We start from the raw sequence: 13,328 nt of genomic DNA, 5'->3' as shown, positions 1-13,328 counted from the left end.
ATCAGTCATCCTCTGAGACGAGGTCGGCGATGATGTCCTCGGATACGCCGGCCTCCCGCAGGACCTGCTCAAGAGAGACTTTCTCTCCTGTCGAGGGCCTGGAATCGGCTTTGTAGCTTCTCGAGGCAGACAATTGCGGCCCAGAAAGCGCCTGAACGAGGCCATCGACGGTCGCGTTGAACTGAAGCGCCAGCCTTCGGCGGGTTCGCCGTGAAATTGTCTCGACCGCCACCTTGCAGTCGAGTATCGCGGTGATGACCTGGCGTGGAACACGCAGCTCCTTGGCCGCAGCACGTCGTTGCTCGAGCGTCGGGTCGGCAAAAGCTGCGGACGCCCAGCCTTCAGAATACTTTCGCGTAGCTTTCTCGATCCAGGCAATCTCTCTGTCGGAGAGAGCCTCATCTTCTGCGATCTCGCGCGACAACTCCCGTGAAAGGTCGACAAGGGCGATCGCGAACTGCGGGTACTTCTCCAGATATCTTTGGAAGGTCGCGGCGTCGTGGTTCGGCTCGGCGGCGAAGGCGTCGAGAACCTCTCCCTCAGTAGGAACGGAGTTCATGTCTGATCTCCTTCCAGGATGCTCTTCAGTACGGCATACGCCTTGTCCCGGTTGAGCCTGATCGTCTTTTCGACCTTGCCCAACGTCTTCGAGATCGTCACGGCATAGGGGTCCTTGGAGTCGATCGGGACATCCTTTCGGAGCATCTGGATGATCCTCTGTTGCAGGGTGGGCAGAGTGTCAATCGCTGCGTCCAGACGCGACCGGTAATCCCGGGACTCGATTTTTGCGTTCTCGAAAGGGTTGTAGTTCCCGATCGCCTTCTCGACGTCCCGCCGGATTTCGCCGGTTTCCTCGGCCTCGAAGGAGGTATTGCGGTTCTGTCGACGCCATACCGTCCGCTGCGCGTCGAGTCGGAGCTTGGCCATCGCTCCGTCGAACCGTATCTCAAAAAAATCGAGCTTCTCCGAGTATTCGTTCCGATCGCAGGAGAGGAGAATGTTCAACGTGTCCAGGACCAGCTCGTTTATCTCGGCCTGACCTGATGAGATTTGGTCGGTGTTCTGGGACCTCGGCAAGCAACGCGCAGCCCGTTCGAGGAGCACCCTGTATAGGCTCGCAAATCGAGCTTCGCTGTTGTCCCGATGGCAGGCCCGCATAAAATGAACGAGGCACTCGGTTCTGACATAATCCTGGTGCGTCCGGTCCCTGATCTGACATCTACTCAGGAACTCATCCCGGGACAAATGCTCCAACGCCGTTAGCTGTGCCTCGACCTCCGTCGGGCGGAAGTAGAGCGATCCATCAGTCCTCTGCTTTCGAAGCGGTGCTGGCAAGCAACTTACCTATCGTCGAGGTGCGCAGGTGATCGCGCTCTGAATGGACATGAAAGACAATGGCGCACAGGACCTATATTGGATAGATATATTAGGTAGCTTCCGTTACGGCGAATCTACTGATATTTCAGCGGCATGCTTCGCTTGGAATCAAGCAAAAGGCCGGTGCTTCCCGGGGGAAAATAGTCGCGCGGCCGGACCAATCCCTTGCTCCCACCCGCAACCCATGGGACGATTCGAACCGTCGCACAACGCGCGGGCAGGGTCGGGGTAATGGCGGGCAGAAAGCAGGCCACCAGGGGCAGAAAGCCCCCGGAGGGCGAGAAAAAGCAGTTCCTAACTAGCATGGATCCGGACGTCATCCGTCGGATAAAAGCCGCGGCGGCGCTGCGCGACAAGACGGCTTCACTGGTGCTGGAAGACGCCGCCAAGGAATGGCTCGACCGTCATCAGAACGCAAAGAAAGAGGACAGACGCTCATGACGGTACCGACGGTCTTCGATTTGTGCACACCCCGTCAGGACGTCAGAGACGGGTCGATTTCGGACAGCGACTTCGCCGCCAACCTTTCACGCGTCCTCAGAGGCGATGCGAGCGCTGATTATGCCGATCCAAAGCAGTTCTTCGCCAACACCTATCCGACCGAAGGACTCAAAGAACTTCTATCCAACGTTTGTCGACGCCTGTCCGGACAGGGCCAAGCGATCTCCGCTGTCTTCCGACTGGATACGTCCTTCGGCGGCGGTAAAACCCATGGTCTGATAGCATTGGTGCATGCTGCTCATGGACTGCAGGGCGTCTCGAACGTAGCTGAATTCGTCGATCCCAAGATCGTTCCCGCTTCGAAGGTAAGAGTAGCCGCGTTCGACGGCGAAAACGCCGACGCCGCGAACGGTCGCCCGATGGGCGATGGCATCCGTGCATTCACTCCGTGGGGGGAGATCGCCTACCAACTAGCGGGAAAGACAGGGTACGAAGTCGTCCGCCGGTCGGACGAAGACAAGGTTTCGCCTGGTAGCGATACACTCAGGGAGCTGTTCGGAAGCGATCCGGTCCTGATCGTCCTAGACGAAATGGGAGAGTATCTTCGCAAAGTCCAACACATGGGCGGGCGCGATCAATTGACTGCGTTCCTAAAGGCTCTCTTCACGGCCGCCGAAACTAGCCCCTATGCCGCTGTCGTCTACACCTTGGCGATCCGTCAGGACGGCAAGGGTGTCGATGCATTCGGCGACGAAAACGAGTTCTTGGCGCGGACAATGCTCGAGCTCGAAAGCGTGTCGGGCCGGAAAGCGACTCATCTCAATCCCACCAAGGATGACGAGACCGCCAAGGTCATCCGGCGTCGCATCTTCTCGCGCATCGATGATGTAGCTGCGGCAAAAGTCATCGATTCCTATGGCGCACTTTGGCAACAGAATAAAAGCGTGCTCTCCGAAGCCGGAAAACGGTCGACCACGATAGAAGAATTCCGGGACTGCTATCCTTTTCATCCGGACGTTCTGGACACCTTGACGAGCAAGACCGCGACACTCGGAAACTTCCAGCGGGTTCGCGGAATGTTGCGAATTCTGGCCAAGACGGTCCGCCACGTTTGGGATTCGAAGCCTAAGGACGCCAGCGCGATCCATATTCACCACATCGATCCTGGCTATGAGGACGTCCGGACCGAGTTCACCACTAGGCTGCAGCAGGCCAACTTCATTTCGGCGATCAAGGGTGATATTGCGACGATCGACCAAAAGCCGGCGCTCGCTCAGGAGATCGACGCCAACTACAAGGGCATGCTGCCGTACGCGTCGTATGTCGCCAGGGCCGTCTTCGTCCACACGTTCGCCTTTAACAACGAACTGAAGGGAATCTCACCGGATCACCTGCGATACACGATCCTCAACCCAGAGACGGACCTCAGCTTCATCGACGACGCCCGTCAGCGATTCCGTCAGGACTCGGCATACCTGGACGACCGGCCCAACGCGCCATTGCGCTTCAACGCCGAAGCAAATCTGACGCAGGTCATCGGCCGCGAGGAAAAGAACGTCGATGCCGAGGCGGCCCGCAGCGAATTGCGCGACCGCATTAAGCAGATCTTCGGCGGCAACATTTTCGAGTTCGTACCGTTCGCGGCGGCTCCCTACGACGTGCCCGACGACGTCGGGGACGGCAAGCCCCGTCTCGTCCTGCTGTCACACGATGCCGTCGAGGTCGGTGCCGATCTGAAATCGGTTCCGGACCTCGTCGCCAAGATTTACGAACGGAAGGGCTCCGATGCCCAGGGCATCCGATCGCTCAGGAACAATCTGATCTTCGTTCTGGCGGACGAGCATCAGCTTTCCAACATGAAGGCAAAGATGACCCGCCGCCTGGCGCTACACGAATTGAGCCGTCCGGAGAGGTTGCTCGAATTGGCCCCTCATCAGCAGGAAGCGGTCAAGATCGAGAATGGGCGGGCCGAGCACGCGATCGCGATAGCAATCCAGAATTGCTACCGTCACGTCCTATATCCTTCGAAGATGGGCCTCGGCGACGGGACGGCGACTCTCGGTCACGCGGTCATCGATCTCCAGAACGCCTCCGAGAAGCCCGGCTCCGGCCAGACGCAGATCTTCCGCCAGCTTCAGGAACAGGGAAAGCTGCGCGATGCGTCCGACAATCCCGACTCGCCGTCGTTCATCAGGGATCGCACTCCACTTAAGAAGGGACAGATGAGCGCCCGAGACTTGCGGGACGAATTCCGCAAGGACCCGTCGCTGTCTATACTTCTGTCGGACGACGTGTTCCGCAAGCTGATCCGCAAGGGGATCGAAGAAGGCGTCTACATCTACCAACGCGAAGGACTCCTCGCTGGCCAAGGCGATCCGATGCCCAACATCCAGATCGACGAGCAGGCGATGATCTTCACGATCGACTTCGCCAAGAGCAAGGGACTCTGGCCGCGCCAGGTCGCCGTGAGCCTGCCGAAGGTGCCCACGGGTGTAGGAGCGGGCCCTTCGCCCGTCGGTGGCGGCGATGGCTCGGCGCCAAAGATCCCGACTGGCTTCGAGGATGTCGCGCCTCCGCCTCCTATTCCAAGCGTCGACAATGCCCACAGCTTTAAGGCCGAGGGCGTTCTGAAAGAGGCGCTCAAGCAGGTCTTCGAGAAGGCTCGGACCAAGAAAGTGCTTCAGATCGACAAGGTTACCATTCGACTCTTCGACGCGGGCGACGCATTTAAGCTGGTCCCGGTGGTCGCCACCATTCAGGGTTCGAAACGGACCATAGAGATGGAAGGAGCCTATGAGACGAAGGACAAGAGCACGATGGAGTTCAGATTCGTCGGTAGCCCGACCGATGCGTCTACCATCAAAAGCTACCTCGAGCCGCAATTCAGAGCGGCTGACGACAACAATTTGAGCACCGTCCTGACGTTCGAGTTCGAAGGCGGTCTCGCGTTGAGCGGCGATACGTCCGAAAAATTTAGTGAAAGGCTGACGCGTTTCGCGAGCGCGGCGGCTCATGTCGAAGCAACGGCGGAGGTTCTCTAGTGCGTGTCGCCCACCGACAGGAAGACCTGATGGCAATCTCCAGGACCCAGCCGAAGTACGAGCTCCGCGCCCGCCGGCACGGGCCCGGTGATACCGAACTGGAGATCTGGCAGTTGCCGTCCCCGACTACGCCGCAGGTCACGGCTCCGATTCGCGTCGCTGGTTTGCGGGGGCGCAATCTCGAGTTGGTCGAGCACCGCGTCCTCAAGAAGCTCAAGGAGGTCGGCGTCCGAGTCGACATTCTTCCGATGGATGGAATGGGCTCGCGGATCGCGGAGGAGACGGCGCTGAACCTCGCGCTTCTTTTCAGGACGCTGGCTCCCATGCGTAGCCGGGATGCCATGCGCCTGGTTGCGGAAGGTATCGATCAGATGAGCCGCGAAGAAGCCGCCTACTGGCTTGGGATGGCCGTGCATCGCAAGAATCCGAGGCGAGTGCTGACGGCGCTCCGTGTTTTGATGACGGATCCGAAGCGAAAGTGAATTTACCATTATGACGCAAGACGTGAGACTAATCGAGCGCTGGCTTCCGATTGGAGCGTTGGGCGAAGAAAGCGTGCGCGAGCGCCGCTTCTCTATGGCCGGCAAGGTCTTGCCGCCGCACAACTCCCTTCATGTGTGGTGGGCCAGACGACCGCTGATCGCGAGCAGGGCTGCGATTCTCGCCTCTTGTCTCCCATCCAGTTTCGGTCACGACGAATTCCTTCGCTTGATAGGGATCAACGGCGACCCAGTTGCGGCTCGGCGGCGAAATGATCGGGCCATCCGCGCGGGCAAGACGCCGCTTGGCGACAAAGAGTATGGATATCCCAGAGCATTCAAACATTTTTCCGATCGATCGGTGCTAGAAGCGGCTGGCCTGTCCGGTATCAAAGTGTTGGATCCTACCGCCGGCGGCGGCGCAATTCCCTTTGAAGCCGTGCGGATGGGCTTCAAAACCGTAGCCAACGATTTGAATCCCGTGGCAGCCCTGATCGAGAAAGCTACGATCGAATATCCTGCCAACTTTGGCTCGTCCGTACTCGAGGAGTTCAGAAATCTAGCTCAGGTGTTTCTGGCCCGCGCGGAGCCAAAGTTCCAAGGCGTATTTCCTCCCGAACCCAGTGGGACCCAGATTCTCGCCTATATTTGGGCCCGGACGATCAAGTGTCCCTATTGCGACGGCTTGATCCCGCTCTCTCCCAACTGGAAGCTGTCGCCAGACGGCACCGGAATTCGCGTCATTCCAGTATGCGAGCCGGCCGCTCGGGCTTGCAGGTTCGAGATCGTAGATAAGCTAAAGGAAAACTCTCCTGGCACGGTTTCGGACGGGGACGCAACGTGCCCATTTCCGGATTGTGGGCGAGTGATCGACGGCACTGAAATCAAACGCCAAGCGCAGGAAGGAGCATTGAGCGAACAACTCGTCGCGATGGCCTTTAAGCGCCGAGTCGAAACGAAAGCGAACGCAGGAAAACGTGGACGAGATAAGTTGGAGCGAGGTTTTCGAGCCGCTGCGGCCTCCGACGACAACAGTAGACACGTCGCGGACGTTCTCGAATCGAAAATGGCAGACTGGATCGCATTGGATCTGGTGCCCAGCGAAAGTTTTCCCGATCCATCAAACGACGACCGTCCCATTCAATACGGGATGCCGCTTTGGCGGGATTTGTTTTCGCCGCGTCAGCTGCTGGGGCACGGTCTAGCGGTCGAAACATACCGCGAAATGTACGACGCCGATGCCGCGGCGGGCATCAGCGCCGTTCGTCAGGCAGCGTATGTCTACTTGGCGTTCGCTTTAGACAAATTTCTCAACTGGAATGCTCGCCTTTCAAGCTGGAACGTCAAAGCCGGCACCCTGCGGTCGGTTTTCGACAGGCACGATTTCGCATTCAAGTGGTCGTACGCTGAAATGGCCCCCTTCATCACCGGGGAGGGCTATCGTTGGGTTCTGGAGCAAGTCGATTCAGCCCTTGAAGGCTTGATCAGTCTGGTAAGCAACGGCGCTGATGAGCGCGATCTTCTATCAAAAGACGTAAAATATGAAGCATCGTCGGTAACGATTACTTGTCGCTCCGGCGACGATCTGGATTATCTGCCGTCTGAGTCGATCGACGTGATCGTCATGGATCCGCCATACTACAACAACGTCATGTACGCGGAGCTGTCGGATTTCTTCTATGTCTGGCTGAAACGAACTGCTGGCTACATCGTGCCAGAGCTTTTCACTCGCCAACTGACAGATAAGGAAAACGAAGCCGTGGCCAGCGCAGCCAAATTCGCAAACCAAAGAGGAGCGGACGCTCTAGCTGGGCGAGACTACCAGGAGCGCATGCAGCGCATCTTTGCGGAGTGCCATCGTGTCATCAAGCCGACCGGCGTGATGACACTGATGTTTACTCACAAAGCAACGGGGGCCTGGGATGCTCTCACAAAGGGCCTTATGGAGGCCGGGTTCATCATAAGCGCGTCCTGGCCGGTAAACACCGAACCCGAAGGGTCTCTCCACATCAAGGACAAGGCGGCGGCTAATTCCACGATGTTTCTCGTCTGCAGACCTCGGGGTGTCCGCGCGGCCGATGCAACATATTGGGAAGATGTTGAACCTCTCGTCGCCAAAGCCGTGCGCAGCCGCGTTTCCGAATTCCAAAATGCCGGAATTTCGGGCGTCGACCTTTACCTTGCTTGTTTCGGTCCCGCCCTAGAAGAGTTTTCCCGCCACTGGCCGCTGAAACGTGGCACTCCACGACCCGAACTTCTCGCCAAAAAGCGGCGGAAACAAGCGGAGTTCTTCGAGGAGGCATTTGATCCATATTCAGTGACTCCCGAGGATGCGCTCGAAGCGGCGCGGCGAGAGGTGAAGACATGGCGTCTGAACCAGTTGATGAACATGCGGGGCAGCGCGGACCTAGATCCAGCCACGTCATTCTACGTGTTGGCCTGGGACGCATTTGGCAGCCCCGTCTTCGCGTACGATGAGGGTCTTCGTCTGGCGCGAGCAGTGGGCGCCGACTTGGATCAGTTGATCGGGCGCATCTGCGAGAAGAAGGGCTCGGATATTAGGCTTTGGGACAGTTCGGCTCGGTCATCCAAAGGAGCCCTCGGCGGCGCGGACGGCTCCAGAGGAATGATCGACGCTCTACAATTCGCCGCTAACCTTGCCCGCACTCGCTCGCTTGAGGTTGCTCGAGACTTTCTCAAAGACGCCAAGTTGGCGTCTGATCCCATATTTCTCAACAGCCTCGAAGCTCTGTTGGAGGTACTGCCGCCTTCGATGAGCTTCTCCAAAATCGAGCTCACGGGAGACCTCAAATCAGCGAGCGATGACTTCGACGCATTGGAAAAATTGCGGAGGCTTGCCTTCGCCGACAGCGTTGACGAGCCGAAGCAACTTAAGCTCTGGGCGGAGGAGGCTGCGTGAGCCTGCTTCAGGATCGCGTCTGGAAATTGAAGTACACCCTCGACGACGGTGACTTGGTTCGTCTGTTCTATGTTCCCGGTTTGCGCGCTGCGCAACGGTACGATCGCATTACCGGGTACTTCTCGCCTCGCGCTCTCGCGCTCGCAGCACGCGGTGTCGAGGGTTTGGTGTTCAACGAAGGGCGCATGCGGCTCATCGTGGGCTGCACCCTCGGAGAACCGGAAGTCGAAGCGATCAAGTTCGGCGAGAGCATCAAGGCCGCTGTGGAGAAGACGATGCTGGCGACTCCCGACTTCTCGTCGCATCCCTTCGCGATAGACGCACTTGAGCTTTTAGCGTGGATGATCGCGAAGGGATATCTTGACGTGAAGGTCGCCATTCCGTGCGACGAACACAAGAACCCCAGCCAGGATCCAGGACTCTTCCACGAGAAGACGGGGATCATCGAGGACAAGACCGGCGACAGGATCGCGTTCAGCGGGAGCAACAACGAGACCGCCGCCGGCTGGACCAAGAACTGGGAAAGCTTCAACTGCTTCACCTCTTGGGCCGACGGGCCGCGAGTAGAAGAGGAGGAAGCGAGTTTCGCGAAGCTTTGGGCCGACAAGGCCACCAGAGCGATCGTTATGGACGTGCCCGCCGCCGTCCGAGAAAAGCTTCTGGAGTTCTTGCCGGATCCGGACCGGGTCCCTAGGCTGCTCACCGACGCAGAAGCGGCCAACCCATCGGCAAAACCGATCATCGTTCCGCCCCATCTTGTGCCCCAGATGGAGCCCGCTCCTGGAGTTTCGGTCGACGAGGAGCGTGCCGATCTCTGGCGACGGATTGCCAATGCCGCTAGACAGCCCAATGGCGGCGAACGCGTCGGCGAGGCGACGTCTGCGATCGTCCCGTGGGCGCACCAGGTCAAGGCCTTCGAGCGGCTATATCACAATTGGCCGCCGAAGCTTCTGATAGCAGACGAGGTTGGTCTCGGAAAGACGATTCAAGCCGGCTTGTTGCTGCGGCAGGGATGGTTGGCCGATCGTATCAAACGAGCAATCGTGTTGGCGCCGAAATCGGTCTGCAAACAATGGCAGATCGAACTGCGTGAGAAATTCAATCTGAATTGGCCGATCTACGATGGTCAGAAGCTGGTTTGGTATCATTCGCCCGCTACCGAACACAGGATCGAGAAAACGGTCTCACGCAGCGAATGGCACCGTGAACCCTTCGTCATCATGTCGAGCCACTTGGCGCGCCGTCAGGACAGGCGGACCGAACTCTTGGACGCGGCCGATGCTTGGGATGTAGTGGTTCTGGACGAAGCGCATCACGCGCGCCGGCGCGCTGCAGGCACTGCCCAAGAACGCCCCAACGCGTTGCTCCGGCTGATGCGGGAACTGGGCGGCAGGAACACGGATAAGGGTCTAATTCTGTTGACCGCGACCCCGCTGCAGATCCATGCGGTCGAATTGTGGGACTTGCTAAGTCTACTCGGGCTGCCACCAGAATGGACCGCAACTGCATTCGATCGCTTCTTCCAAGAGGTTCGCAAAGACGTCATTACGAATGAATCGTTGGACTGGCTTTCGGCGCTCTTTCAGTCCGTCGAGCGTACGTACGGCGCGATTTCGCGCGAAGATGCTGAGCGGTGGAGCAAGCTCAGTCGTCTCAAGAGCAAAAGGGTCTTGGACGCGCTGCGAAGCGAATCAGCAATACCGCGAAAGCAGCTCGGACCTGCGGAGCGGAAGGCAGCCATAGCTCTCATTCGGCGCACAACGCCGATGCGGGCGCTGATATCGCGGCATACCCGGGAATTGCTTCGCCGATACGCGAAAGCCGGCAAGATCGATGCCCGTGTCGCGAACCGGAAGGTCGAGGACCGTTTCATCAATCTCTCGTTCGAGGAAACAGCGCTCTACCGGCGTACGGAAGACTACATTTCGACGGCCTACAACGCGGCCGACCAGGAAGAACGGAATGCGGTCGGTTTCGTGATGACCATCTATCGCCGCCGCCTGGCGTCGAGCTTCTACGCCCTTCGGTGTACACTGGAGAAGCGTCGGGAAGGCGTCTCGGCTGTTGCCCCGCAGGACGAGATCGGATTCGAAGATGATGCCGCAGACCTCGTCGAGGCGGGTGAGCTCGACGATATCGACGAGATCGCGTCGGCGGAGCGGAAGACCGCGAACGCTGATGAGGCCGCTACGATCGAAGGCCTACTGAAAGAGATCGGTATGCTCCCTACGGATACGAAGGCTAACGAGCTTGTGGGCGTGCTGAAAGAGCTTGAATCCGCCGGTTACCCGCAATCGATGGTATTTACGCAGTTCACCGATACGATGGACTACCTCCGCGACCACCTGGTCGAGCGGACCGGCCGGTCGATAATGTGCTTCTCGGGTCGTGGAGGCGAAGTCCGTGGCAACGATGGTTCGTGGAAACGGATCAGTCGCGAAGAGGTCAAAAGGCGCTTTCGAGAACATCAGGCAGATATACTGGTCTGTACTGATGCGGCGGCGGAAGGCCTCAATTTCCAGTTCTGCGGGGCTTTGGTGAATTACGACATGCCCTGGAATCCTATGCGCGTCGAGCAGCGGATCGGCCGCATCGATAGACTAGGACAACGGTTCACAGACATTCGCATCGTAAACTTGCATTATGCCGGGACTGTCGAGGCAGATGTATACGTAGCAGCCCGCGATCGCATCAATCTGTTCGAGAACGTTGTGGGCGGGTTGCAGCCAATTTTGGCTAAGCTGCCGACTCTGATCAGAGACACCGTGCTCGGCAGCGGAGAAGAACCGGAGCGCACGCAAGATGCTGTTCGGCAGCTCGAGGAAGCAATCGAGGTCGGGCGGACGGAAGGAATCGATCTGGACGACTTCGCCGACGTCGAACTTGAGATGCCTGCTCGACCAGATCCGGCCTTGACGCTCGCAGACCTCCACGCCGTGCTTGCGCGGCCCATGATGCTACCGCTGGGAACATCCGCGTCAGCGCTCGACAAGGATTTCCGCTACGAAAACGGTCATCTACCGAAGGCAATTCGGGTGACGACGGATCGGGACTTCTTCGAGATGCACTCGGACAGCGTCGAGTTCTGGACGCCAGGTAGCCCGGCCTTCCCCGACCTAACCCAATACCGCGCATAACCAGGACGGCATCGTCCCCCTCCAGCACTTAGTCATATGGTACAATGGACCGAGGTCATGAAGCCCGATGCGCGAGCCTTTTTGGCGACGTGAGCATTGACCAACGTCGGTGATGTACCGTGCATGATCAGCGCGTGGTCGCCCGACCGGAATCGGAGCGAAGCATTCATGTTGACGAGGCTTCGGAACAGCGTGCTGAATCCGGTACCCCGCTGCGTCGCCTTGCCGAACCGCGATTCGCCATCGGTCAGGGCGCATTGCAGCGCGTCACCATCGTCGACCAGGTAGTCGTACTTAGGGTTCGACCGAAGACTGGCGAGCGTTCCGATACCTTTGTCAGCGACAGCGAATTCGAAGGATCCGGGGCGACTGCGGTACACGACGAAGCCGGTCGGCACGGCCTCGGAATGCTCCAGCACGTTGTCGGCAAGCTCTCCCATGGCCCCCATCAGGCGGCTGACCGTCTGGGTGGGGAAGCCCGACGCCAGCGCCGCCTTGTGGGTTTCTAGCAGGAAAGCGGTCCACCTCTTCGGCTCCGTCTGCAGCACATCGCATCTGAGGAAGCCCGAGCCGTTGCCGTACGGAGATGCCCATCGTTCGGTACCACTGACGGCCGCGCGCAGGACCGCCTCCGTTCCGTTCAAGCGCAGCCACGGCGCCGAGTTCGGCGGAGGCAGGAGGCCCGTTCGCGCCAACTGGACCATCTCGATCAGCGGACCGAGGTCATCGGCGACATATTCCGGTACGTCACCTAAACGGCCGCGCGAGGCGGCGAAAGCGATACCGTCGAGCGCGGCGAACGTGAGGCTCTCGATATCAGGCAATTGCGGCTGCCGGCATCTGGGGAAGATCGCGTCGCATCACCTTCGCGATAGCGTCTCGAGAGATCTCCCAGTTAGTCTCAAACAGGTCATCCAACAACTGTTTGGCCGCGGTGGAATAGGGCCACCAACTCACCGCCTCACCCTTCAGCGCGTGATACCTCATCATGGTCTTCAGGAACGCGGTGGTCTCCAAGAACGTGACCCCGGCGAACGCCGCGCACAGTTCCGGCAGAAGATCGCTGCCGCCACGAACAAGAAGGTGCAGGGGCCGCCCTACCGTCTTCGCCACGCTGCACAGCCACGCCGCATGTTGCCGCTTGCGTGTGGGGCGCCCGGTCCCCGTCGTGAATTCGAAGCTGACGTGCGTGACCTCCGGATGCTCGAGGATGAACGTCGCCCACCGTTCGAAGTCCCATTCCGTCCGGCCGTTGACGTGCAGCGCCGCCGGCATTCCGGCTTGCAGGAATTCGCCGTGCGTCAGCGCGATGCGCTTCATCGCGTGCATGTCGTCCCAGCGCGGCCTGTCCACGAACAGGCTGTAGTTCGGGGTCGTAGCCAAGACTACGCCGCAATCCCGAGCCGCTTCGATGATCGCCTTCCGCCGAGCCTGCCCGAGCTCCCACCATCGCTCCAGCGGACGGTCCCGCTGGATGGCGGTGAGCAGCAGCGGCGTGCCGCTTGAGATCTTGTAGTTGTCGCTGAGCTCGTCCCGCGTGCGGTATTTCGGCAAACCCTCCCTGCGGTCGAACATGCCGTAAAGCGAAACGCTCGCGAGCGCGGGCGCGAAATGCCGGCTGCGCTTCGAGCCGTGGAAGATCTCAGGTACGACCAGGGGGAGGGCCGGGGCCGGCAGCAGGGGCGCCTGCGGCAGCTTCAATTCGAAGCCGCCGATCTCCTGGACGCGGAATGCATAGTCGGGATTGTTTCGGCAGACCCTGTCACATTTGCCAGGGTCGTTGCAGCAGAAGCTGAGGCAGCTCCAGACTTCGGCCTCGATGGCCAGGCCGCCGCAAAATTTTCTCTCGGCGCATCCCGCGCAGCCTAGCGAAGGCTGATGGAGCGAACTGTCGTGCCGGAGCTTTCGCTCGGCGATGTGCAATCGTGACTTC

9 protein-coding genes are annotated in these 13,328 nt (G+C 59.3%); 5 read left to right on the top strand and 4 right to left on the bottom strand.

Annotated features, from left to right (window positions below):
• Nucleotide 1: 1 nt before the first annotated feature.
• Both XH88_RS32215 and XH88_RS32210 read right to left on the bottom strand, forming a co-directional pair.
• Nucleotides 2-559: a hypothetical protein gene (locus tag XH88_RS32215; RefSeq protein WP_271672238.1), complete on the bottom strand. Its 558-nt coding sequence runs from the start codon at nt 557-559 to the stop codon at nt 2-4.
• Nucleotides 556-1,335: a DNA-binding response regulator gene (locus XH88_RS32210; protein WP_271672237.1), complete on the bottom strand. Its 780-nt coding sequence runs from the start codon at nt 1,333-1,335 to the stop codon at nt 556-558. The genes XH88_RS32215 and XH88_RS32210 overlap by 4 nt, the downstream gene beginning before the upstream one ends.
• A 345-nt stretch (nt 1,336-1,680) precedes the next feature.
• Between XH88_RS32210 and XH88_RS32205 the strand changes: the two genes are divergently transcribed.
• Genes XH88_RS32205 through XH88_RS32185 form a run of 5 tightly spaced genes read left to right on the top strand, consistent with a single transcriptional unit; the run spans nt 1,681 to nt 11,395 of the window.
• Nucleotides 1,681-1,818: a hypothetical protein gene (locus tag XH88_RS32205; RefSeq protein ID WP_271672236.1), complete on the top strand. Its 138-nt coding sequence runs from the start codon at nt 1,681-1,683 to the stop codon at nt 1,816-1,818.
• Nucleotides 1,815-4,859: an ATP-binding protein gene (locus tag XH88_RS32200; RefSeq protein ID WP_271672235.1), complete on the top strand. Its 3,045-nt coding sequence runs from the start codon at nt 1,815-1,817 to the stop codon at nt 4,857-4,859. Before XH88_RS32205 ends, XH88_RS32200 begins: the two co-directional genes overlap by 4 nt.
• A 29-nt stretch (nt 4,860-4,888) precedes the next feature.
• Complete coding sequence (locus XH88_RS32195; RefSeq protein ID WP_271672234.1) at nt 4,889-5,341, top strand: DUF7680 family protein; 453 nt, start codon at nt 4,889-4,891, stop codon at nt 5,339-5,341.
• 10 nt (nt 5,342-5,351) lie between these two features.
• On the top strand, nt 5,352-8,258 hold the full coding sequence (locus XH88_RS32190) for a DUF1156 domain-containing protein (RefSeq protein ID WP_271672233.1): 2,907 nt from the start codon (nt 5,352-5,354) through the stop codon (nt 8,256-8,258).
• Entirely contained in the window at nt 8,255-11,395 is a 3,141-nt protein-coding gene (locus XH88_RS32185; protein ID WP_271672232.1) for an SNF2-related protein, read from the top strand. The genes XH88_RS32190 and XH88_RS32185 overlap by 4 nt, the downstream gene beginning before the upstream one ends.
• A 32-nt stretch (nt 11,396-11,427) precedes the next feature.
• On the opposite strand, the gene XH88_RS32180 is transcribed toward XH88_RS32185, so the two are convergent.
• Complete coding sequence (locus XH88_RS32180; protein ID WP_271672231.1) at nt 11,428-12,219, bottom strand: hypothetical protein; 792 nt, start codon at nt 12,217-12,219, stop codon at nt 11,428-11,430.
• Nucleotides 12,212-13,318 (bottom strand): hypothetical protein, encoded by a 1,107-nt coding sequence (locus XH88_RS32175; RefSeq protein ID WP_271672230.1) that lies wholly within the window; start codon nt 13,316-13,318, stop codon nt 12,212-12,214. The genes XH88_RS32180 and XH88_RS32175 overlap by 8 nt, the downstream gene beginning before the upstream one ends.
• Nucleotides 13,319-13,328: the final 10 nt, after the last annotated feature.

This window comes from Bradyrhizobium sp. CCBAU 51627 (genome assembly GCF_028128765.1).
Lineage (GTDB): Bacteria > Pseudomonadota > Alphaproteobacteria > Rhizobiales > Xanthobacteraceae > Bradyrhizobium.
The sequence above is the reverse complement of the archived record's forward strand: the minus strand, read 5'-3'. Positions and strand labels throughout refer to the sequence as shown.

Bases quoted from the DNA above. Each gene is read 5' to 3' on its own strand.
- XH88_RS32215 (WP_271672238.1), bottom strand. From the start codon at position 559: ATGAACTCCGTTCCTACTGAGGGAGAGGTTCTCGACGCCTTCGCCGCC.
- XH88_RS32205 (WP_271672236.1), top strand. From the start codon at position 1,681: ATGGATCCGGACGTCATCCGTCGGATAAAAGCCGCGGCGGCGCTGCGC.
- XH88_RS32200 (WP_271672235.1), top strand. From the start codon at position 1,815: ATGACGGTACCGACGGTCTTCGATTTGTGCACACCCCGTCAGGACGTC.
- XH88_RS32195 (WP_271672234.1), top strand. From the start codon at position 4,889: ATGGCAATCTCCAGGACCCAGCCGAAGTACGAGCTCCGCGCCCGCCGG.
- XH88_RS32190 (WP_271672233.1), top strand. From the start codon at position 5,352: ATGACGCAAGACGTGAGACTAATCGAGCGCTGGCTTCCGATTGGAGCG.